General features: G+C 65.1%; 16 protein-coding genes and 1 pseudogene. 10 read left to right on the top strand and 7 right to left on the bottom strand.

Going from position 1 to position 21,679, the window contains the following annotated elements:
* Positions 1 to 264, top strand: a pseudogene (locus tag ACI48D_RS14265) (methyl-accepting chemotaxis protein); the annotation flags it as partial.
* Here ACI48D_RS14265 and ACI48D_RS14260 read toward each other — a convergent pair.
* On the bottom strand, positions 225 to 1,181 hold the full coding sequence (locus ACI48D_RS14260) for a hypothetical protein (RefSeq protein WP_435571897.1): 957 nt from the start codon (positions 1,179 to 1,181) through the stop codon (positions 225 to 227). The pseudogene ACI48D_RS14265 and the gene ACI48D_RS14260 overlap by 40 nt on opposite strands.
* A 298-nt stretch (positions 1,182 to 1,479) precedes the next feature.
* Between ACI48D_RS14260 and ACI48D_RS14255 the strand changes: the two genes are divergently transcribed.
* Positions 1,480 to 2,190 (top strand): GAF domain-containing protein, encoded by a 711-nt coding sequence (locus ACI48D_RS14255; RefSeq protein WP_435571896.1) that lies wholly within the window; start codon positions 1,480 to 1,482, stop codon positions 2,188 to 2,190.
* A 27-nt stretch (positions 2,191 to 2,217) separates the two neighbouring features.
* On the opposite strand, the gene ACI48D_RS14250 is transcribed toward ACI48D_RS14255, so the two are convergent.
* On the bottom strand, positions 2,218 to 4,248 hold the full coding sequence (locus ACI48D_RS14250) for a bifunctional 2',3'-cyclic-nucleotide 2'-phosphodiesterase/3'-nucleotidase (protein WP_435571895.1): 2,031 nt from the start codon (positions 4,246 to 4,248) through the stop codon (positions 2,218 to 2,220).
* 121 nt (positions 4,249 to 4,369) lie between these two features.
* Between ACI48D_RS14250 and prfB the strand changes: the two genes are divergently transcribed.
* The 3 genes from prfB to lysS all read left to right on the top strand — a co-directional run bounded on the left by prfB (position 4,370) and on the right by lysS (position 7,777).
* A protein-coding gene (gene prfB / locus ACI48D_RS14245) for a peptide chain release factor 2 (protein WP_435571894.1) occupies positions 4,370 to 5,474 on the top strand; the annotation gives its coding sequence in 2 pieces (ribosomal slippage) (positions 4,370 to 4,450 and positions 4,452 to 5,474; 1,104 coding nt in all).
* 3 nt (positions 5,475 to 5,477) lie between these two features.
* On the top strand, positions 5,478 to 6,173 hold the full coding sequence (locus tag ACI48D_RS14240; RefSeq protein ID WP_435571893.1) for an HAD family hydrolase: 696 nt from the start codon (positions 5,478 to 5,480) through the stop codon (positions 6,171 to 6,173).
* A 35-nt stretch (positions 6,174 to 6,208) separates the two neighbouring features.
* The gene (lysS, locus tag ACI48D_RS14235) at positions 6,209 to 7,777 is read left to right on the top strand and encodes a lysine--tRNA ligase (RefSeq protein WP_435571892.1); all 1,569 of its coding nucleotides are present in this window, start codon (positions 6,209 to 6,211) and stop codon (positions 7,775 to 7,777) included.
* A 99-nt stretch (positions 7,778 to 7,876) separates the two neighbouring features.
* On the opposite strand, the gene ppnN is transcribed toward lysS, so the two are convergent.
* Entirely contained in the window at positions 7,877 to 9,247 is a 1,371-nt protein-coding gene (gene ppnN / locus ACI48D_RS14230) for a nucleotide 5'-monophosphate nucleosidase PpnN (protein WP_435571891.1), read from the bottom strand.
* Positions 9,248 to 9,489: 242 nt separating this feature from the next.
* Between ppnN and ACI48D_RS14225 the strand changes: the two genes are divergently transcribed.
* Together ACI48D_RS14225 and ACI48D_RS14220 are read left to right on the top strand one after the other, a co-directional pair.
* The gene (locus tag ACI48D_RS14225) at positions 9,490 to 10,992 is read left to right on the top strand and encodes a peptide MFS transporter (protein WP_435571890.1); all 1,503 of its coding nucleotides are present in this window, start codon (positions 9,490 to 9,492) and stop codon (positions 10,990 to 10,992) included.
* A 188-nt stretch (positions 10,993 to 11,180) separates the two neighbouring features.
* Positions 11,181 to 13,823: a bifunctional diguanylate cyclase/phosphodiesterase gene (locus ACI48D_RS14220; protein ID WP_435571889.1), complete on the top strand. Its 2,643-nt coding sequence runs from the start codon at positions 11,181 to 11,183 to the stop codon at positions 13,821 to 13,823.
* Positions 13,824 to 13,825: 2 nt separating this feature from the next.
* Here the strand turns inward: ACI48D_RS14220 and ACI48D_RS14215 are convergent, their stop codons facing one another.
* Positions 13,826 to 15,097 carry an SLC13 family permease gene (locus ACI48D_RS14215; RefSeq protein ID WP_435571888.1) on the bottom strand — a complete coding sequence of 424 codons (1,272 nt, stop codon included), beginning with the start codon at positions 15,095 to 15,097 and terminating at the stop codon, positions 13,826 to 13,828.
* Positions 15,098 to 15,225: 128 nt separating this feature from the next.
* Here ACI48D_RS14215 and ACI48D_RS14210 point away from each other — a divergent pair, with 128 nt between their 5' ends.
* Complete coding sequence (locus ACI48D_RS14210) at positions 15,226 to 16,476, top strand: b-glycosidase (RefSeq protein WP_435571887.1); 1,251 nt, start codon at positions 15,226 to 15,228, stop codon at positions 16,474 to 16,476.
* A gap of 53 nt (positions 16,477 to 16,529) precedes the next feature.
* Positions 16,530 to 16,886 (top strand): translation initiation factor Sui1, encoded by a 357-nt coding sequence (locus tag ACI48D_RS14205; protein WP_435571886.1) that lies wholly within the window; start codon positions 16,530 to 16,532, stop codon positions 16,884 to 16,886.
* A gap of 42 nt (positions 16,887 to 16,928) precedes the next feature.
* On the opposite strand, the gene ACI48D_RS14200 is transcribed toward ACI48D_RS14205, so the two are convergent.
* Complete coding sequence (locus ACI48D_RS14200; RefSeq protein ID WP_435571885.1) at positions 16,929 to 19,373, bottom strand: TonB-dependent receptor domain-containing protein; 2,445 nt, start codon at positions 19,371 to 19,373, stop codon at positions 16,929 to 16,931.
* Between the two features lie 188 nt (positions 19,374 to 19,561).
* Positions 19,562 to 20,023: a hypothetical protein gene (locus tag ACI48D_RS14195; protein WP_435571884.1), complete on the bottom strand. Its 462-nt coding sequence runs from the start codon at positions 20,021 to 20,023 to the stop codon at positions 19,562 to 19,564.
* 285 nt (positions 20,024 to 20,308) lie between these two features.
* On the opposite strand from ACI48D_RS14195, the gene ACI48D_RS14190 reads away from it, so the two are divergent.
* The gene (locus ACI48D_RS14190; protein ID WP_435571883.1) at positions 20,309 to 20,740 is read left to right on the top strand and encodes a response regulator; all 432 of its coding nucleotides are present in this window, start codon (positions 20,309 to 20,311) and stop codon (positions 20,738 to 20,740) included.
* A 27-nt stretch (positions 20,741 to 20,767) separates the two neighbouring features.
* Here ACI48D_RS14190 and ACI48D_RS14185 read toward each other — a convergent pair whose 3' ends face one another.
* On the bottom strand, positions 20,768 to 21,676 hold the full coding sequence (locus ACI48D_RS14185) for a LysR substrate-binding domain-containing protein (RefSeq protein ID WP_435571882.1): 909 nt from the start codon (positions 21,674 to 21,676) through the stop codon (positions 20,768 to 20,770).
* Positions 21,677 to 21,679 lie beyond the last annotated feature (3 nt).

Here is a 21,679-nt window from a genome sequence, read left to right as displayed (position 1 = left end):
TCCCGGCCCAGCAGCCTGCTGGCGGCGATGAGTGCGATGCGCGACAGCCTGTCCGGCATCGTCGGCAAGGTTCGCAGCGGCACGGACGCGATCGCGTCCGCTTCAGCCGACATCGCCACCGGCAACCTCGACCTGTCGCGGCGCACCGAGGCGCAGGCCGCCGAGCTTGCCCAGGTGGCCGGCGCCATGAAAGCGCTGATCGCCTCGGTACGCCGCAACGCCGCCTACGCGGCCGAGGCCAGCCGGCTGGCCTCGGCCGCGTAGGCGGCGTTGCGGCGTACCGAGGCGATCAGCGCTTTCATGGCGCCGGCCACCTGGGCAAGCTCGGCGGCCTGCGCCTCGGTGCGCCGCGACAGGTCGAGGTTGCCGGTGGCGATGTCGGCTGAAGCGGACGCGATCGCGTCCGTGCCGCTGCGAACCTTGCCGACGATGCCGGACAGGCTGTCGCGCATCGCACTCATCGCCGCCAGCAGGCTGCTGGGCCGGGAGCGGCGGGTGTCGACGCTGTGCTGCAGCTCGCCCCTGGCAATCGCATGGGCCACGCTGGACGCATAGGCCGGCTCGCCGCCCAGTTCGCGCAACAGGCTGCGCGTTAGCGCCAGGCCGATGGCGGCCGCCAGCAGCACGCACAGCGCGCTCAGGCCGGCGATGGTCCAGCGCGCCGAACCCGCGGACTCGCCGGCGGCGGCGCCGGCACGGGCGCTCTCGGCCTGCAGCTGCTTGAGCAGCACGTCGACGTCGGCGACGATCTTGCGCCGCAGCGGTGAACAGTCCTGGACCAGGAAGCTGCCGAAAGCGTCCATTTGCCCTGTCGTGCGGTATTTGCGCGGACGCTGGAGTTCGCGGGTCATGGTTTCCAATTCTGTACGTATCTTCAGGTACTGGGCGTCGCCCTGCAGCGCAAGGTCGAGCTTCGCCAGGGCCGCCTGGTAGATGCCGACCTGCTGATCGACCAGGTCGAGTTCACGCATGGCCTCGGCGGCGTCGCTGAAAATGAACGCGTTGCGCGCTGCGATACCGGTCTGGTCCAGCGCCTCGCGCAAGTCGTACAAGGGTTCCAGCCGGGTCCTGCGCAGGCTGTCGGCCGCCGTCAGCGCATCCCCGATGCCGCTCACGCGCCCAATGGCGAATACCGCCAACACCAGCGTGACCAGCACGACGAGCGCGAAAGCGCCGTACAATTTTGTTGATATTCCAACATTCTTGATTCTCGCTCGCATCCCTCATCCAGTATGTATGTGCGTCTTTTCAAGACATGAATTGACGAAAATGACGGAAGACTGCCCGATATAGGCAAACTCAGCAAACTATTTCGTGAATTTGAGCAATTTTCCGTTGCGAAATACAAACTTTTACAGGCGAGCAAGGTGCCAGGCGCCAGGGAATTCGAAGAAAGAAAGATTCGTACAAAGTTATCCGCTATACTAGTGGAACAAGAGGAAGTTTATGCACAGCAATATTAAATCGGACGATCCAGTCATGACCACGAGCGAGGTCGCACGCCTGTTGGGCGTTGCCACCAGCACGGTGCAGATCTGGATGGAAAGCGGCGCGATCGAATCCTGGAAAACGCCGGGAGGACATCGCCGTACCCGCCTGAGCCTGGTCCAGGGCCTGCTGCATGGGAAGGACGACAACCCCAACCTGCGTCCGGCTGCCAGCAACGATAAGGAATTCCTGCCTGCGGCCGAGCCGAGGTATCCGGTGGCGGCCGACGAGCGGGCCCGCCTCGCGGCCGTCGGTGCCAGCGGCCTGGTCGACACCGACGAGGAAGCCCGCTTCGATCGTATCGTGCGCCTCGCCACCATGGTGACCGGTTCACCGATCGCCCTGATCTCGCTGCTGACCTCGACCCGCCAGTGGTTCAAGGCCAGGGTCGGTCTGGCGCCGCGCGAAACCCCGCGCGACTGGGCCTTCTGCTCGCATGCCGTGCTGCAGGATGAGCTGTTCATGGTCGAAGACGCCCTCGGCGACCAACGCTTCCGCGACAATCCCTTGGTCCAGCAGGATCCGCATATCCGTTTCTATGCCGGCGTGCCGCTGCGCGACCGTTCCGGCCACCCGCTGGGCACCCTGTGCGTGATCGACCGCGAGCCGCGCCGCCTGCGCGCCTCGGAAGTCCAGGGCCTGCTCGACCTCGCGGCAATCGCCTCCGCCGAAATCCAGTCCAGCCGCGCGCAGCGTTTCTGAACGGCGCCGCCGTGCGCGGCGCCTTCTTTATTTCCCCAGGTCGACCGCGTACAGCGCGAAGCCCTTGCCCTGGCCATCGTCCGCAGCCAGCTGCGACACGTTGTCCAGCCCGGCCGCGCGCGCCAGTTCCAGCTTGCCCGGCGCCGAGTGGAATACCACCGGCCCCTTCGTCTGCACCTTCTTGAAACGCCAGCTGCGCTGGGCGCCGTTGGCCGCGCGGGTCAGGCGCTTCGCTTCCTTGATATAGGCGATCAGCACGTCGCGGCTGGCGTCGGGCGAGGCCCATACGGTCCGGCTGCCGTCCAGCCCCGGAAACTTGCCGCCGCCGCTGGCGCGGTAGTTGTTCGTCGCAACCAGGAATTCCTGGCCCGCCGCCAAGGGCGCGCCGCGCAGCAGCAGGTTCTGGATGCGCCGGCCCGGTGGCTGGGTCACGTCGATCTCGTAGCTGAGCTCCGGCGCGGTGACGGTATCGAAGTTATAGCCGGCGAAGCCCGTGTCGACCAGCTCCTGGGGCGTGGTCTGGTCCGGGTCGATGGTATTGAAACGGCTCGCCGCCTTCTCCAGCCATGCCTTCAGGGCGGCGCCGTCGACCTTCACGACCGCGAGGGCATTCGGATACAGGTACAGGTCGGCCGCGTTGTTGAGCGCCAGGTCGCCGGCCGCGACATCGGTATAGTCGGCCGCGCCGGCCGAGCCGCTCTTGAACGGCGCCGACACCGACAACACCGGCAGTTTCGCGTATTGCGGCAGGTTCGCCGCGACGTAGCGCCGCACGTAATCGGCCTGGGCCTGGTTCACGACCTGGATCGCGGAGACGTCGCCGACATCGGCGAAATAGGTCGACATGCGGAAGTCCGCGCTGCCGATCGGCGTCTTGACGTAGCGGATCGTCGCTTCGTGCTCCTCGCGCACCAGCGCCATCACCCGCGGATCGGGAGCGACATAGTGTTTGTCAGGCTGCTGGGTCGTGCGGTTCTCGACGATCGCGGCATCCCGGTCGGCATGCCAGCGCTTGCCGTCGTAGCGCAGCTGCAGGCGCACCACGCCCAGGTTCTTGCCCCACAGGTTGGCCATCACGGTCGGCACGCCGAACACCCTGCCCTTGACCTTGTCGACGTGCGCCAGGTTGAACTGCGCGACGCTGCTGGACGGATTCGGGAAGGGCTGGTGCGAATGGCCCAGCAGCAGCGCGTCGATACCACCACGCGTGCCGCCGGCCTGGGCACCGAGCTGCGCCAGGTAGTAATTCCCGTTTTCCATCGTCGGCGAATACGGGCTGTCGTCCAGGCCGCCGTGCGAGATCGCCACGACCAGTTCGGCGCCCTTCGCGCGCATCTCGGGCAGGTAGCGTTGCGCGGTTTCGACCAGGCCTTCGGTATAGATCTTCCCCTCCAGCCAGCGCCGGTCCCAGTTCAGGATGGCCGGCGGGGTGAAACCGATGATGCCGACCTTGACGCTGGCCTCGAAGGGTTTGCCGTTCGCATCCACCGCCTTGATGCGCTTGGTGAGGATGCGGTAGGGGGTGAACAGCGGCTTGTGCGTCTTGCTGCTGTAGACATTCGCCAGCACCACCGGGAAGCCCGGCCCGGCGCAATGCTTGTCCGGTACTCCCTCGACGTCCAGGTGCTGCCCGGTCACCTGGCCCAGGTAGGCCAGGCCGAAATTGAAATCGTGGTTGCCGATGCCGATGCCGTCGTAGCCGATCTTCTGCATCGCTTTATAAATGCCCAGCAACTGCCCGCAGCGCAGCGGTTCGACGGTGGCCTGGTAGTCGCCCAGCGCATTGCCCTGGATGGTGTCGCCGTTGTCGAACAGGAGCGTATTCGGGAAGTCGCGGCGTGCCTGGGCGATCAGCGAAGCGGTACGGTCCAGGCCCAGCGAGGGATCGTCGGCGAGCTTGAAGTAGTCGTAGCCGACCACGGCGGAGTGCAGGTCGGTGGTTTCCAGCACCGCCAGCTCGGCACTGGCGCCGGCCTTCGGCCCGCCAGCGAGGGCGGGCGCGCAGACGATGAGGGTGGGCAGGACGAGGCAGAGCGGGCGGCGGAGACGGTGTTTCATGAGTCCATGATAAGTCAGGCGCCGGCAGAGCGGCAAGGAAACCATCCGAAACCCTGCCGACGGCGCCGGCTGCGGTATAATCTCCGGTTCGATTCAACCCACTAAAAATACGTCACCGACCATGGAAGCTGAACGCATCAATGCCCTTTCCGCCCTGCTGAACGACCTGAGCAGCCGTGAAGCCGAACTTCGGAGGTATCTTTGACTTCGATCGGAAGTCAGAGAAACTAGAACAGGTCAACCAGGAACTGGAAGACCCGACCGTCTGGAACGACCAGAAACGGGCGCTGGAACTCGGCAAGGAAAAGAAGGCGCTGGAAGGCGTCGTCCTGACGCTGGAAAAGGCCCGGTCCGACCTGAACGACTCGCGCGACCTGTTCGACATGGGCCGCGAGGAAGGCGATGACGACACCATCGCCTCCGTCGAAGGCGACGCCGAAGAGATCAAGAAGGTCATCGAGCAGATGGAATTCCGCCGGATGTTCAGCAATCCGATGGACCATGCGAACTGCTTCATCGACATCCAGGCCGGCGCCGGCGGCACCGAAGCCCAGGACTGGGCCTCGATGCTGATGCGCCAGTACCTGCGCTATTGCGAACGCAAGGGTTTCAAGGCCGAGGTGCTGGAGATTTCCGAAGGCGAGGTCGCGGGCATCAAGACCGCCACCATCAAGGTCGAGGGCGAATACGCCTACGGCCACCTGCGCACCGAAACCGGCGTCCACCGCCTGGTGCGCAAGTCGCCGTTCGACTCGGCCAACGGCCGCCATACCTCGTTCACCTCGCTGTTCGTGTATCCGGAAGTCGACGAATCCTTCGAAATCGAGATCAACCCGGCGGACGTGCGCATCGATACCTACCGCGCATCCGGCGCCGGCGGCCAGCACATCAACAAGACCGACTCCGCGGTGCGCCTGACGCACGCTCCGTCGGGCATCGTGGTGCAGTGTCAGAACGACCGCTCGCAGCACCGCAACAAGGCCGAAGCCTTCGACATGCTGCGCGCGAAACTGTTCGAACTGGAGATGCGCAAGCGCATGGCCGAGCAGCAAAAGCTGGAAGACTCGAAGACCGACGTCGGCTGGGGCCACCAGATCCGTTCCTACGTGCTCGACCAGTCGCGCATCAAGGACCTGCGTACCGGCTTCGAGACCGGCAATACCAAAAACGTGCTGGACGGCGACCTCGACGACTTCATTTCGGCCTCGCTGAAGCAGGGCGTATAAACGATGAGGAAACCCGCCGCCTTCATCTTCGACATGGACGGCACCATCGTCGACAACATGGCCTTCCACACCAGGTCCTGGCTCGAGTTCTTCGCGCGCCGTGGCAAGGAGTACGAGGCCGAGGCCTTCTTCCGCGAGACCGCGGGCGCCCAGGGCCGCGAGATCCTGCGCGCGCGCCTGGGCGAGGACGTCACCGACGCCGAGATCGCCGAACTGGCCGCCGAGAAGGATGCGCTGTACCGCGAGATGTACGGTCCGCACCGCCGCGCGATCCAGGGTTTCGACGCCTTCGTGACCCGCGCCGACGAATGCGGCGTGCAGCTTGCGGTCGCAACCTCGGCGCCGCCGAAGAACATCGTGTTCACGCTCGATGAACTGGACCTGCGCCGCCATTTCGGGGCCGTGGTCGGCGCGGCCGACGTCAAGCAGGGCAAGCCGCATCCGGACGTGTTCCTGAAGGCGGCCGAAAAACTGGGCGCCGATCCGGCCGACTGCATCGTGTTCGAAGACGCGCCGCTGGGCGTGGAAGCGGCCCGCCGCGCCGGCATGCGCGCGGTGGTGATCACGTCCACCCTGCCTGCCGAAGCCTTCGCCGAATTCGACAACGTGGTCCGGATCGTCGGCGACTACGACGAACTGGACCTCGATGCGCTGCTCAGCTCCCTCGCTGCTCAGCTCCCTCGCAGCTCAGCTCCCTGATACGCGCCTGTGAACCAAACTAGACAAAATCCGATATGAGCACCGAAAACCAAGACCAAGAACAAGGCGCACAGAGCGCACAAGAAGCCGGCAACAGCATGGCGACGGAAGACAACAAGATCATCGCCGAGCGCCGCGCGAAGCTGGCGGCCGTGCGCGAAAAAGGCGTGGCCTTCCCGAACGATTTCGTCCCGCAGCACAAGGCGGCCGACCTGGCAGAGACCTACGGCGGCTGGACCCGCGAGCAGCTCGAAGCCGAGCCGCAGCAAGTGGTGCTGGCCGGCCGCATGATGCTCAGGCGCGAAGCCGGCAAGAAGGCCGCCTTCGCGACCCTGCAGGATGCGTCGGGCCTGCGCGCCGACGGCCGCATCCAGATCTACGTCACCCTCGACAATACCGGCGAGGAAGCGATGGAAGCCTTCCGCCACTACGACCTGGGCGACATCCTGGGCGTGGAAGGCACGCTGTTCAAGACCAAGGTCGACGAGCTGACCGTGAAGGTGACGACGCTGCGCCTGCTCACCAAGTCGCTGCGCCCGCTGCCGGACAAGTTCCACGGCCTGGCCGATCAGGAAACGAAATATCGCCAGCGCTACGTCGACCTGATCATGAACGAAGAGACGCGCCGCACCTTCAAGGCGCGCACCGCCGCGATCGCGTCTATCCGCCGCTTCATGCAGGAGAACGCCTTCATGGAAGTCGAGACCCCGATGCTGCACCCGATCCCGGGCGGCGCCGCGGCCAAGCCTTTCGTCACCCACCACAACGCGCTCGACATGCAGATGTTCCTGCGCATCGCGCCGGAACTGTACCTGAAGCGCCTGGTGGTGGGCGGCTTCGAGCGCGTGTTCGAGATCAACCGTAACTTCCGCAACGAGGGCGTATCGATCCGCCACAATCCGGAATTCACGATGATGGAGTTCTACGCCGCCTACACCGACTACAAGTGGCTGATGGACTACACCGAGGCCGTGATCCGCCAGGCCGCGATCGACGCCCACGGCACCGCCGAAGTGAGCTACGGCGGCCGTCCACTCGACCTGGGCAAGCCCTTCCACCGGCTCACCATCGTCGAAGCGATCAACAAGTACGCGCCGCACTACACCAGCGAGCAGCTGAACGACGCCGAGTTCCTGAAGAAGGAACTGCTGGAGAAATTCGGCGTCAAGCCGCACGTGATCTCGGGCCTGGGCGCACTGCAGCTGGCGCTGTTCGAAGAGACCGCCGAAGCCCAGCTGTGGGAGCCGACCTTCATCATCGACTATCCGGTCGAAGTCTCGCCGCTGGCGCGCGCCTCCGACACCCGCGCGGGCATCACCGAGCGCTTCGAGCTGTTCATGGTGGGTCGCGAGATCGCCAACGGCTTCTCCGAGCTGAACGATCCGGAAGACCAGGCGGCCCGCTTCCTGGCCCAGGTGGCGGCCAAGGACGCCGGTGACGAGGAGGCGATGTTCTACGACGCCGACTACATCCGCGCGCTGGAATACGGCATGCCCCCGACCGGCGGCTGCGGCATCGGCATCGACCGCCTGATCATGATCCTGACGGATTCGCCGAACATCCGCGACGTGCTGCTGTTCCCGCACCTGCGCAAGGAAGACTGACGATCCGTCGCCCCCGCGAAGGCGGGGGCCCAAGTTCTGCGTGCGTTTCGTTAACGCGAACAAACCTGGGTTCCCGCCTTCGCGGGAACGACGTGGTGGCTAGCGCACCACACGGTAGCAGGGAATATACTCCTTCCCCGGCAGCTTCATCCGGCTCTGCTCCACGAACGACTGCAGCAGCTTGTCCATCGGCGCCATGATCTCGTCCTCGCCGTGGATCTCGAACTTCCCGTACTTCTCGATCGCGCGGATCCCCTCCTCCTTCACGTTCCCGGCCACCACGCCCGAGAAGGCGCGGCGCAGGTTCGCCGCGAGCAGGTGCGTCTCCTGGTTCTTGTGCAGCGACAGGCTGCGCATGTTCTCGTGGGTCGGGCGGAACGGGTGCTGGAACTCCGGGTCGATCTTCAGGCCCCAGTTGAAGTAATAGGCGTCGCTGCGCGACTTGCGGAACTCGCGCACCTGACGGATCCCGGTGTGCATCTCGTGCGCCACCGCTTCCGGATCGTCGACGATGATCTTGTAGCGGCTGCGTGCGCGCTCGCCCAGGGTCAAGCCGATGAACTGGTCGATCTGCTCGAAGTATTCCCTGGCCGTCGACGGGCCGGTGAACACCAGCGGGAACGGCATCTCCGCGTTCTCGGGGTGCAGCAGGATGCCGAGGATGTACAGGATCTCCTCGGCGGTGCCGGCGCCGCCCGGGAACACCACGATGCCGTGGCCGGTGCGCACGAAGGCTTCGAGGCGCTTCTCGATGTCGGGCATGATCACCAGGTCGTTGACGATCGGGTTCGGACTTTCCGCGGCGATGATGCCCGGCTCCGAGATGCCCAGATAGCGGCCGCCCTGCAATCGCTGCTTGGCGTGGCCGATGGTGGCGCCCTTCATCGGGCCCTTCATCGCGCCCGGTCCGCAGCCGGTGCAGATATCCAGTTCGCGCAGGCCGAGCTGGTAGCCGACGTGCTTCGAGTAATTGTACTCGACGCGGTTGATCGAGTGCCCGCCCCAGCACACCACCAGGTTCGGGTTGCGCTGCGGCTGGATCACGTTGGCGTTGCGCAGGATATGGAACACGGCGTCGGTAATGCCTTCCGGCCGGTTCAGGTCGAAGCGCGGATTGTCCGTCACCTCGAAGTTCACGTACACGATATCGCGCAGCACCGCGAACAGGTGCTCGTGGATACCTTTGATCATCTTGCCGTCCACGAAAGCGTGGGCAGGCGCGCTGCGGATATCGAGCTTGATGCCGCGCTCGCGCTGGATGATCTTGATGTCGAATTCCTTGTAGCGCTCAAGCAGCTCCTTGCCGTCGTCGATCGAACTGCCGGAGTTCAGCACTGCCAGCGCGCATTTGCGAAAGACCTGGTACAGGCCACCCTGGCTGGTATCGAGCAGCTTTGCCACCTCCGCCTTCGACAGCACTTCCAGGCGCCCTTCCGGGGAAATCAATGTATCGACAACGTCGTTGCTCATATTTCCGATCCCTTTCTATACGGTGTTTCTCTAAAGCTTTTACGCCAATATACGACAAGTTACCGCAGTTTGCCCCCACGCTTGCACAGGCTTTGCACGTGGATACTGTTGAGCTGGAAAAAGTTGCCTTAACGTGCAGAATTTCCACTAAAATGCGACGCTATTGGATTGCGCCCGCACACGATGCAGGCATGTGGTCCAAGCATTCCTATTCTTATAAAACGTATTTGGGGAGGAACCGCATGAGCGGTGCAGCTACTTCTACCGTCGAACAGAAAGCGATCCCGGAATTCAGGCAGATCATGGGACACCCAGCGCCGCTGTGGATGCTGTTCATGACCGAATTCTGGGAGCGCTTCGCTTTCTACGGCATCCGTTGGGCCCTGGTGCTCTATATCGTCGCCCAGTTCTACGGCGGCAGCGGCGTCGGCCAGGCCGACGCCAACCTGACCTACGGTTCCTACCTCGCCCTGGTGTATGCCGGAGCGGTGTTCGGCGGCTACATCGCCGACCGCGTGATCGGCTACCAGCGTTCGATCCTGGTCGGCGCAGCCTTCATGGCGGCCGGCCTGTTCGCCATCACGGTCCCCGATCCGAACGTGTTCAAGCTGGGCCTGGCCACGATCATCGTCGGCAACGGCATGTTCAAGCCGAACATCTCGACCATGGTCGGCCAGCTGTACGGCATTCACGACCAGCGCCGCGATTCCGGCTTCACCATCTTCTACATGGGCATCAACACCGGCGCCTTCTTCGCCCCGATCCTGACCGGCTGGCTCGCCCAGAGCATGGCCGGCAGCACCGGCACGCCGGCCTACAAGGTGGTGTTCTTCGCCGCCGGCATCGGCATGCTGCTGTCGCTGGTCTGGTTCCAGATCGGCCGCAAGAGCCTGAAAGGCATCGGCGCCCCGGTCGGCGAGCTGGCCAGCCCGACCCGCCTTGCCGCCGTGGTGATCGGCGCGCTGGTCGTGATCCCGGGCGTGTACTTCCTGCTCAAGCTCGGCGCCAACACGCTGCAGGGCATCCTGTCGGTGCTGTTCGTCGGCCTGGCCCTGATGCTGCTGGTCGAAGGTATCCGCAGCGGCAAGGTCGCGCGCGACAAGACCATCGCCATGCTGATCATCTTCTTCTTCAACGTGATGTTCTGGTGCTTCTTCGAACAGGCGGGCAGCTCCTTTACCTTCCTGGCCGAGAACATCGTGCGCCGCGACTTCGGCGGCTGGATCTTCCCGACCGGCTGGTTCCAGTCGGTGAACTCGATCGCGATCATCGTCCTCGCGCCGATCGTGGCCGCCATCTGGGTCGCGCTGGGGCGCGCGAATCCGTCGATCCCGCGCAAGTTCGGCCTGGGCCTGATCTTCAACGGCCTGGCCTTCCTGCTGCTGATGTTCGCGCTGCAGCACCTGGTCGGCGCCGACAGCAAGATCCCGTTCTGGACCCTGTTCATGGTCTACGTGATCCAGTCCGTCGGTGAGCTGTGCCTGTCGCCGATCGGCCTGTCGATGGTCACCAAGCTGGCCCCGACCCGCCTGGTGGGCCTGGGCATGGGCGGCTGGTTCCTGTCGACCGGCATCGGCAACAACCTGTCGGGCATCTTCGCCTCGATGGTGTCGGGCGAAAAAGGCATGACCACCCAGTCGGCCCTGGAAGGCTACACCTTCGGCTTCTGGGCCCTGATCGGCTCGGGCGTGCTGCTGTTCCTGATCGCGCCGCTGATCCAGAAGCTGATGCATGGCGTGAAGTGATCGATGCCGGGGGCAGCGATGACGCCTCCCCGCTTCAGACAAAACGGCGGCCTGCGGGCCGCCGTTTTCATGTGGGCTGTCCGGCAGTAGCGCCAAACCCACACTTTTCCGGGCCGCCGCGGTTTCGGGTAGTAGATGGATCGCCGATTCCGCTATTCTGGGAACATGATTCCGTTTCCGCTCCCCGCATGAAGGAAGGCCACCGTCCCGTCGCACACCTCCTGAATCGCCTGGTCCTGTACTGCCTCCTCCCCGGCATCGCGGGAACCGCGATCTTCCTGTTCGTCGGATACCGGGACGAGCAGCAGCGCCAGACCGACGATTCGATCCGGATCGCGCGTACGCTGGGCGAAGCGGTCGACGCTCACCTGCTGCGCGCGCGCGCCCTGGCACAGTCCCTCGCCTACGCCGAGCAAGATCCCGAGGATGGCGCCGGCCTGGCGCCCCTGCGCGCCGCACGCGCCATCTCGGCCGCGCTGGGAAGCCGGGTCGAGGCCTACCGGGTCGACGGCGCGGACCCCACGGGCGGCGGCATGGCGGTCTCCGACGTCGCCGTCGACCCGGCAACCGGGCGCTTCGCGATCACGGAGCAGGTCCCGATCAGCGTGCGCGGCAAGGTCGATTACTCGCTGGCCATCGTGATCCCGGCGACGCAACTCACCGCCTTGCTGGTGGACCGCCACCTGCCGGAGGGCTGGCTGGCTACCCTGCTGGACCGGAAGGGCGTGACCGCCGGCCGCAGCCGCGGTGCCGGCATATACGTCGGCCAGCCCGCGGCCGCCGCGGTGCGCGAGGCCATCGCGCAGCGCGACGCCGGCACGCTGGCGACCGTCACCCGGGACGGGGTGGCGAACTACACCGCATTCTGGCGCTCGCCGCGCACCGGTTTCACGACCGTGGTCGGGTTCCCGCGCGCGCAGGTCGATGGTCCGCTGCGCAGCAAAATCGCCTGGCTGGGCGCCATCGCCGGCATCCTGTTCGGCGTCGGCCTGCTGCTGGCGCGCAGCATGAGCCGGCGCATCGCCAGCTCGATCCAGGCCCTGCTCGCGCCCGCCACTGCGCTCGGCCAGGGCACCGCGCTGCCGGTCCCGGCCGCGCACCTTAGCGAGACGGCCGAAGTCGGCGCCGCCATCGAGCGCGCCGCGGCCCTGCTGCTGCGCAGGGAGGCCGAACTGCGCGCGCGCTACGACGAGCTCCAGCAGTTCAAGTTCTTCACGGAGAACGCCAACGAGATGCTCCTGCTGCTCGACGAGGCGGGCAACATCCGCTACGCCAACCGGATGGCATCGGTGCGCCTGGGCTACAGTAATGCCGAGCTGCTGTCGATGACGCTGTTCCAGGTCGACCGGCCGACCACGCCGGAGCTCTTGCGCATGGTGTTCGCGCAGTGCCGCCTCGCGGATCCGCCCGCCTTCGAGCGCGTCTACACCTGCAAGGACGGCACCGAAATCCCGGTGGAGATCACCGCGACCGTGCTCGAACACCGCGGCGAGTGGCTGATGCACGTCGCCCCGCGCGATATCCGCGAACGCCGGCAGGCCGAACAGGCGCTGCGCTGGGCCGCCACGCACGATATCCTGACCGGCCTGGCGAACCGGGCGCAGGCCCGGACCTTCCTCGACAATGCGCTGGCAAGAACCCACAGCGGCGCCCTGCTGTTCATCGACCTCGACCGCTTCAAGCCCATCAACGACATGCATGGGCACGAAACCGGCGACCTGGTCCTGCAGGAGGTCGGCGCCAGGCTGCGCGGCTGCGTGCGCCCGGGGGATCTGCTGGCGCGTGTCGGCGGCGACGAGTTCGTCGCGATCCTGCCCGGCGACGAAGGCATGCGACGCGCCGAACAGGCCGCCGGCACGATCCTGGATGCCTTGTCCCAGCCTGTCGTGCTCGGCAACATCGAGGCGGTGCTGTCGGCTTCCATCGGCATCAGCCGGTTTCCCGAGCATGGCAACAGCGCCAGCGCCCTGGTCCATGCCGCCGACATGGCGATGCTGGAGGCCAAGAATGCCGGCCGGGCGGCGGTGGTCACCTATTCGCCCGAGCTGGGGGCCAGGGCGCAGCTGACGCTGAACGTCGAAAGCCGCCTGCACCATGCGATCGACCACGGTGGGCTGGCCCTGCATTTCCAGCCGATCGTGAATCTGGCGAACGGCGAACTCGAGGGCGTGGAAGCCCTGGTGCGCCTGAACGACGGCGGCGAGCCGCTCGGCCCGGCCGTGTTCGTGCCGGTGGCCGAGAGTTCGGGGCTGATCGTCCCGCTCGGCCGCTGGGTGTCGCTCGAAGCCTGCCGCCAGCAGGCCGCATGGCGCGCGCGCGGGATCGCCCTGAGCGTTGCCATCAACGTCTCCGCGGTACAGTTCCGCCGCCCCGGCTTCGCGGCCCGGGTCCGCGAGGTGATCGCCCTCACCGGCATCGATCCCCATTTCCTGGTCGTCGAACTGACCGAGACCGCCCTCATGGAAAACCTCGCCGAAGCGTCGGCCGTCCTCCACGAGGTCAAGGCGCTGGGCGTACGCATCGCCCTGGACGATTTCGGCACCGGCTACTCGAGCTTGAGCGTGCTGTCCGCGCTGCCGCTGGACAAACTGAAGATCGACCAGTCCTTCGTGCGCCGGATCGACACCGATCATGCGAGCCGCGCCGTGATCGACGCCGTCATCGCCCTGGCCGGCAGCCTCGGCATCCAACTGGTGGCGGAAGGCATCGAGAGCGAATCCGCGCTGCGCTACCTGCGTGAGCGCGGCTGCCACCAGGGGCAGGGATATTATTTCAGCCGGCCCCTTCCCGCCTCCGAGCTGGAGCACTGGCGCGCCGCCCGCATCCGCTAACGTCAGAAGCCTGAACCCGCCGAGACCGCATACAGGCAGAGCAGCAGCGCCACCGGCATGACGACCAGGCCGACCTTCAGGAACTGGACGAAGCCGACGGCGATTCCTTCGCGCCTCAGGACAGTCAGCCACAGGACCGTCGCCAGGGACCCGGTCACCGACAGATTGGGCCCGAGGTTGATGCCGATGAGGGTGGCGGCGACCACGCTGGATGAGGAGTGGCTGCTGGCCATGGTGGCGCCGGCCACCAGTCCGGCGGGAAGGTTGTTGGCGATGTTCGCCACGATGGCGGTCGCGATGCCGGCCGCCCAGACGCTCCACTGCGGTGCGCCGGCCTGCAGCTCCTCCAGCAGCCGCGCCAGCTCGCCGGCGACGCCGATCCTGTCCAGCGCGTCCACCAGCACGAACAGGCCGGCGACCAGCGGCAGCACGCCCCACGACATCGCGCGCGCCGCGCTCAGCGCCAGTGCGCGCGCGCGCCAGGCGACGAGGGTGAACGCCGCGAGCCCGACCGCGCAGGTCGGCCACCCGAGGTCGCCCCCGAGGAAGGAAGCGCCCAGTACCACCACGCCCATCAGCGCGATGCCGAACGCGACGAGCTTCGCGTGCGCGGACAATCCGGGCACCGACACCTCGTCGTCCATCCCCGCGCGCAGGTCAGCGCGCTGGGTCCAGTACAGGGCGGCGAACGTGACCACGATGGCAATCGCGGACGGCCACAGGAACAGCGCGAACCAGGCCGGGAGCGTCGGCATCCGCCCCGCGAAGACGACCAGGTTGGCGGGATTCGACACCGGCAGGACGAAGCTCGCCGCATTCGCGATCAGCGCGCAGGCCAGCAAGTGGGGAAGCGGCCGTTCGAGCTTCGCCGCCCTCGCGGCGGCCAGCACTGCCGGCGTCAGCACGACGACCGTGGCGTCGTTCGACATGAAGGTCGTGACCAGGATGCCGACCATGTACACGATGCAGAACAGCCGTGTCGCCGAGCCTTTCGCGCTGCGCACCGTCTGCGCCGCCACCCAGTCGAACAGGCCGGTGGTACGCGCCAATTCGGCGACCAGCATCATCCCGATCAGGAACAGGTACACGTCCGTGCCTCGTCCGACCGCGTGCCCGACCTCGGCGAATGTCAGCTGTCCCGTCAGGAGCAAGATCAGCGCGCCCGCCACCGCCCACCAGGCTTCCGCCACCTTGAACGGCTTGACGAGGATGCCCGCGGTCGACAAGGCTGCAACAGGCCAGACCACGGCGGAAGAAAGGGCAACTTGGTGCATCGGACACATTCGGATCGGGGGAAAGTATTCTACCGGAAAAGCGCGCAGCGGCCGGCCACGCCGTCCCGGACACGCCGGATGGCGAACTCATGGCATGCTAGGGTCTCGATCCGAGAAGGGAGAATCGCATGGCACGACGTCCGGGGATCTTTCCCACGTTTTTTCTATCCGGTTTTGAATGCTCGAATTTCCTCTGGGGCGATCGCCCCGGCATGCGGCGCAACCTGGTTGCGGAAACCGCGCATGACCGCCACGCCGCCGAGGATTACCGTATCCTGAGCGAATTGGGGATCGCCGTGTCCCGCGAAGGCATCCCCTGGCCCCTGGTCGACCGCGGCGGCCGGTACGATTTCTCGATGATCGATCCTTTCATCGAGGCCATCAACACGTCGAAGATCACCCCGATCTGGGACCTCTGCCACTACGGCTACCCGGACGACCTCGACCCCTATTCCGACGCGTTTACCGACCGCTTCGCGGCCTATTGCCGCGCCGCCGCCGAGTATGTCGTGCCGAAGGTCCGCGGCCCGCATTTCTTCACGCCGATCAACGAGATCACCTTCTTTTCCTTCTGCGCCGGCGAATGGGGATGGGCCGCGCCCTACCGCTGCAGCCGCGAAGACCGGATGAGGCTGCGGCTGGCGCTGTGCCGTGCCGCGATCGCCGGCGTGAAGGCGATCCGCGAAGTCGAGCCCGGCGCGCGCATGGTCCACATCGATCCGCTGGTGCGGGTCGTGGCGCCGCGCGACCGCCCCGACCAGATCGAGGCCGCGCGCCACGAAACCGAAGTCGACACCTTCCTGGCCTGGGACATCATCGGCGGGCGCGAACATCCCGAACTCGGCGGCTCACCCGAGATCCTGGATATCGTCGGCGCGAACAATTATTCCTTCGGCCAGATGGAATACCGCGAACATGGACCGCACGCCGCGCTGGCGCCCGGCGACGACCGCATCGCGCCGCTGTGCGACATGCTGCAGACCGTGTGGGAACGCTATCGCCGCCCGATGATCATCGGCGAAACCAGCGGCATGGGCAACGGGCGCGCCAGCTGGCTCAAGGATGTGATGTGCGAATCGCTGGCGGCGGTCCATCGCGGCATGGACCTGCAAGGCATCTGCCTGTTCCCCGCGGTCGACATGCCGGACTGGCATACCGGCGCGTGGCTGCACAACGGCATCTGCGACCTGGTCGAGGACAACGGCGACCTGAAGCGGGTGCCGGACCAGGAATACATCGACGAACTGCGGCGCTGGCAGAAGGAGCTGAACCGGGTCACGCGGCTGGACGAGGACCCGTACAGCGACCCGGTGGAACTGCAGGATGTGATCGATGCGGCGCACCGGCTGAATATGCGGCCGGACAAGGACTGGTGCTGACACGGAGCTGCTAAACTCTTGCGATTCACACTTTGAAAATTCCCGGATACGGCATGCGAAGCAGTTCAAACAGCGGTCTAGTCTATTCCACCGAGGGCGGACGCATGTGTCCCGCATGCCGCCAACCCGTTTCGGCGTGCGCGTGCAAGGCCAAGGCCGTCATCGCCGGCGACGGCGTGGTGCGCGTGTCGCGCCAGACCAAGGGCCGGGGCGGCAAGAGCGTGACGGTCGTGAAAGGCCTGGCACTCGATGCGGCTGCGCTGGCCTTGCTGGGCAAGCAGTTGCGCACCGCATGCGGTTCCGGCGGCACCGTGAAGGACGGCGTGATCGAAATCCAGGGCGAGCACTGCGACCTGGTCATGGAAACACTGACAAAGCACGGCCATCACCCGAAACGCGCCGGCGGCTAGGTCCGGCGGCCGCCGCCGCCGGACCGCCCTTCATCCGGGGGCTTACTTTTGCGTAGTCGGCTGCGGCTGCGGCTGTGCCGGCGCGGCTTTCGGCGCTTCAGCCGTACTGCCCTGCCCCTGCTGCATCCCCTGCGCCATGCGCATCGCTTCGCGCGCCGCCGGACTGTCCGGGTTGACGCCGGCCGCCTGCAGCGCATTGCGCACCGCATCGTTGCCGGTGGTGCCGCCGAAGGTGTAGCGCAGGCCCACGTACAGGCGGCGCTGGTGCACGGTGGTGTCGGTGCGGTCGCGCAGCAGCTCGGTCTCGACGCGGAACTTCTGGTCGGTCGAGCGCAGCACGTCGTTGGCGCGGATGTTCAGCGACAGGCGCTTGTCGAACTTGTGCTCGTAGGCCAGGTTCATCATGCCGAAGGGCTCGCGATAGCCCTCGCCGGACAGCAGCTTCCCCTGGCGGAAGCTCATCAGCGTCAGCACGTCGTCGGGGCCGATCTGCCATTGTCCGCCGCCCTGCAACTGCAGCGAGGGCGACGAGCGCTTCCCGCCCGCCAGGCCCAGCGCATCGGTGCGGTCCTGTTCGATGAAGCCCCAGTTCCCGTTGAACATGAAGCGGATGTTCGGCAACGCAATACCCTTGATGCGCAGGTTCGGCGGGACCATGCCCATCACCGAAAACTCGATGCCGCCCGAGCGGCGGTCGCCCAGGTTCTCGCGCGTGGTCAGCAGGGTGTTCTCGTTGAGGAAGACGCGGCGATCGGTAATCACGTCACCTTCCTTGCGCAGGTAGCCGCGCACGCTGAACGGCGCTAGTCCCATGATCTTCGTTTCGTAGCCCAGCTCCAACGAATGCAGCTTGACCGCATGCAGGTGCGGATTGCCCGAGCTGACGTAGTAGTCGTTGGCGTAATTGACGAAGGGGTTCAGGTCGCCCGAGGTGGGCCGCGAGATACGGTCGGCATAGGACAGGCGCAGGTTCGAAAACTGGTCCAGCTTGTAGGTCAGGAACAAACTCGGCAGATAGCTGGTGTACTTATTGCTCGCCTGGATATCGGACGTGACCTGGTCCAGGTCCTGGTCGGTGTGCTCGACCCGCAGGCCACCCTTGAAGGACCACAGTTTGTTCAGCGGCATCTCGTAGCTGCCGTAGGCCGCCAGCACGTCCTGGTCCAGTTCGAACAGATTGCTGCGCCGCGTGTCCAGGCCGCCGCCGGCCAGGAACAGGTAGCGGTTGTCGGCCGACTGCCGCAGGCGCTGCCAGCGCCCGCCCGTGTTCAGGAAGCCCGCTCCGGCCTTGCCCGAGTAATCCACGCTCAGGTCGGTCATGCGCACCCGCGTCTCGACGTCCTGGGCATAGTCGCGCAGCACCGGGGCGCCGGTGGCGGGCATCGCCAGGCTCTGGTACAGCGTGTTCGTGTCGGCCGTATTGTTGTTGGACGAGTGGCGCAGGTCGACCTTCAACGTCTCGCCATCGGTATTGAAGCGGCGCTCGAAGCCGGTCACGATCTCGTGATTCAGCGCGTCGCCATCGGTCTTGCGGCGCGTGGTGTAATCGACGACCGGCGACTCTGTGGTGCGGAAGTCCGTGAAATGCTCGCTGGCGCTGCTGTCGTTGCCGCGCTTGTTGACCGAGACCGAGGCGGTGACGGTGTCGCGCTCGTTATAGTTGTAGCGCCCGCCCACCCCGCCCTGCACGAAGCTGTTGATGCCCTCGCGCCTGGCGGTCTGGCGCAGGCGGCTGACCGCGCCCGTCGCCGGATCGATGCGCTCACGCACCTCTTCGGTGTCGGTCTGGTTGCCGTCGCGCCGTACGTTCAGGGTGCCGTTCACCGAGGCGTAGCCGGCGCTGTAGCTGCCGTTGGCAAAGGCGTTGCGGCGCCCGCCCGGACCGAGGTTGCCGGCCACGCTGCCGTTGCCGCCCGGCTTGGTATAGCGGCGCGAGATCAGGTTCAGGATCGGGCCCCCGCCCGCCTCGTTGCCGAACTCTGCGCCCGGGTTATTGATCACCTGGACCGATTCATAGTTCTCGGCCGGCAGCGCATTGATGGCGGCGGCGCGGTTCTCGCCCTGCAGCTGGGCGGTCGGCTTGCCGTCCACCAGCACCGTCACGCGCTCGCTGCCGCGCAGGCGCACGGTGCCGTTGGGATCGACGTTCACCGAAGGCACGTTGTTGAGCACGTCGCCGATCGAGGCGCCGGCCGTGCTGGCGTCGTTCTTGATGTCATATACCTGGCGGTCGACGCGGTTGGTCTGGCGCTCGCTGACCACGTTCACTGTCGCGATCTGGCCCGACGGCTGCGGCGCCTCCCCTGCCGGCCTGGCCGCAGCCTTGGCGTCCGCCCTGGCGGCCGGCTCGGCGCTGGTGGCCGGCTGTGCCTGGCCGCTTGCCGGCCCGGTTTGCGCTTCGGCTTGGACGCTCAGGAGCAGCAGGGCAATGGCGGCGGAAATGGCCTTGCACGCGGAGGGGAATGGGGCCGCAGGATGACTCGACATATGTATATGAATGGTGTGAAAGTAAAAAGATTAACCATGGGAAAGTATCATCTTTTGTACTGACACACCAGCCCCGGCCGTATGAAAACCTGTTGCCGGCCCGGTGGAATTGGAGGATGTGATCGATGCGGTACCGGCTGAACATAGGGCCGGATAAGGATTGCTGCCGACGCCGAGCATTGGATCACTTAATCGATTGTTCTCCGTCGCCTTTCGGACTCCATCCTCGAGGGCGGAGCTTGCATTCCATAAGCATCGAGATCGAAGTCGACGACGTTTCCCAGCGCTTCGGCCGTCAGGGGCCTGTATAGAATAGCGTTGGCCCCCTCATCATTCCCACCAAAATGCCGCTGGGATTCCGGGTCGGCCAATAACACGACGACTGAATCTGGTGAGCAACGTTTCAGCTCGCCGGTAAGGGAACGCCTGTCGCCGGGATTGACTGCCGTGTAAGTGACGATCAGGTCGAACTGGATCATGTGGACTGCGTGTAATGCTTTCTTGGGATTGAATACCGGTGTTATCAGGTAACCCATCGATGAGAGCACGTCCAGGGTATTCTTGCAGGATGACGAATCTTTTTCCAAAACCAATGCATACTTCATACCCGCATCTCCCGACTGCTTTTGTGTGGCTTGGATAATCTTCAAGAAATTATGGGTTAATTATAGATCCACCGCTAACACATGAGAAGTCGCTTGCGTACTATCCGCCAATTTTGAGAGATATTCCTGGCGATTTTTTTCTGCTGCATGATTTATGCATAAATACACTTGTAATGCGGTATTAATTTATGTCAAAAGGATGATTGCCCGTATTCGACTTTTGGATTATCTTGGCACAACATAAGCTGTTATCTCCCGTCGCAACAATCGCGCTATTGAACTTCAAAAGAAACAGTAAAATACGGAATAGGCTCACTAGAGAGACTCATCATGCACAGTACATCAGACACTGCCGGCGAATCACCGAAGGATCGATCGGTCCTGTCCGACAATAAGTCGAACGGTGTCGATGCGCTATTGCGAAAAGTTCTTCTGGTGGACGATGAAGCCGACGGCGCGGAACTGGCGGCGGCCTTGCTGGGTGCGCACGGCCTGGAGGTGCTGGTTGTCCACTCCGCCCATGAAGCGCTCGAGCTGCTTCAACGCGACAAGGACATCGGCGCGATCCTGACGGATGTCATGATGCCCGGCATGACCGGGCTTCAGCTTGCAGAAGCCGTGAGGGAAATGTACCCAGCGGTCAAAATCGTCCTGATGTCAGGATACGTCGTCCCTGAACTGCTCAAGAATCGCGAACGGCCTTACCTGTTTGCCGAAAAACCCTACAGGATCGAGACCATCCTCAAGCTGCTTCGCAGTTAGCGCGTTAGGGGCTCTTGGAGGCGTTCTTTAAGCTGGAGGTCCCCCATCCAGCGTCCGCCGCATTGCCTCCATCTCGTCCACGATCCACGCGCGGAACTGCTGCACCTTGGCCATCGTCTCCTTGTGCGGATTGACCAGGAAGCGGTAACCGTTCCCGTAGGGCGCGCTGCGGCAGTTCAGCACGCGCAGCGCGCCGGAGACGATGTCCTGGAACGCGATCCCGTAAGGCACCAGCGCGATCCCCTGCCCGGCCACCGCGGCCTGGGCCAGCACGCCCCAATGGCTGAAGGTGCGGGAAAAATCATACTTTCCCTTCAGTGCGCGGTTTTCGTTGAGCAGCTGCAGCCAGGCTTCAGGCGTGCGCTCGCACAGCAAGGGAAAGCGCGTCAAGTCGGCCAGCAGCAACTCCTGCCGGCCATCGGATAAGAGCTCGGGGCTGTAGACCGGCACCAGGCGCTCGCGGAACAGCATGGCCGGATCGCCATCCTTGACCGGGCCGAAGCGGATCGCCACGTCGACGCCGTCGTCCAGCAGGTCGACCGGGATGTCGTTCGAATCGATGCGGATGTCGAGTTCCGGATGCAGCTTGGTAAACCGCGGCATCCTCGGCACCAGCCACTTGATCGCGAACGAGTGCGTGGTCGAGATGCGCAGGATGGCTTCCTCGTCGCCACGCTGCAGGGCCGCGACTTTCGCGCGCAGGTCGCCGAGCGAACGCCCGACCGCGATCGCCAGCTCCTGGCCTTTCGCGGTCAGCGCGATGTGGCGCGGATGGCGCACGAACAAGGGGAAGCCGAGCGCCTCCTCCAGCTGCTTGACCTGCAGGCTGACCGCGGCCGGCGTCTTGTGCAGCTCCTGGGCCGCGAGCTTGAAGCTGCCCCAGCGGGCGGCACATTCGAAATCGATGAGTCCGGACAGGCTGCGCAAAGGCTTCACGCA

The sequence above is a fragment of the Massilia sp. LXY-6 genome, assembly GCF_051233485.1.
Lineage (GTDB): Bacteria > Pseudomonadota > Gammaproteobacteria > Burkholderiales > Burkholderiaceae_D > Telluria.
Note: the sequence above shows the minus strand (reverse complement) of the source record. Positions and strands in the feature narration are given on the sequence as shown.

What these genes read in the sequence shown, in the direction of transcription:
- ACI48D_RS14210 (WP_435571887.1), top strand. Translation starts at nt 15,226, where the DNA reads ATGGCACGACGTCCGGGGATCTTTCCCACGTTTTTTCTATCCGGTTTT.
- ACI48D_RS14190 (WP_435571883.1), top strand. Translation starts at nt 20,309, where the DNA reads ATGCACAGTACATCAGACACTGCCGGCGAATCACCGAAGGATCGATCG.
- ACI48D_RS14225 (WP_435571890.1), top strand. Translation starts at nt 9,490, where the DNA reads ATGAGCGGTGCAGCTACTTCTACCGTCGAACAGAAAGCGATCCCGGAA.
- ACI48D_RS14220 (WP_435571889.1), top strand. Translation starts at nt 11,181, where the DNA reads ATGAAGGAAGGCCACCGTCCCGTCGCACACCTCCTGAATCGCCTGGTC.
- ACI48D_RS14240 (WP_435571893.1), top strand. Translation starts at nt 5,478, where the DNA reads ATGAGGAAACCCGCCGCCTTCATCTTCGACATGGACGGCACCATCGTC.
- ppnN (WP_435571891.1), bottom strand. Translation starts at nt 9,247, where the DNA reads ATGAGCAACGACGTTGTCGATACATTGATTTCCCCGGAAGGGCGCCTG.
- lysS (WP_435571892.1), top strand. Translation starts at nt 6,209, where the DNA reads ATGAGCACCGAAAACCAAGACCAAGAACAAGGCGCACAGAGCGCACAA.
- ACI48D_RS14250 (WP_435571895.1), bottom strand. Translation starts at nt 4,248, where the DNA reads ATGAAACACCGTCTCCGCCGCCCGCTCTGCCTCGTCCTGCCCACCCTC.
- ACI48D_RS14200 (WP_435571885.1), bottom strand. Translation starts at nt 19,373, where the DNA reads ATGTCGAGTCATCCTGCGGCCCCATTCCCCTCCGCGTGCAAGGCCATT.
- ACI48D_RS14205 (WP_435571886.1), top strand. Translation starts at nt 16,530, where the DNA reads ATGCGAAGCAGTTCAAACAGCGGTCTAGTCTATTCCACCGAGGGCGGA.
- ACI48D_RS14215 (WP_435571888.1), bottom strand. Translation starts at nt 15,097, where the DNA reads ATGCACCAAGTTGCCCTTTCTTCCGCCGTGGTCTGGCCTGTTGCAGCC.
- ACI48D_RS14255 (WP_435571896.1), top strand. Translation starts at nt 1,480, where the DNA reads ATGACCACGAGCGAGGTCGCACGCCTGTTGGGCGTTGCCACCAGCACG.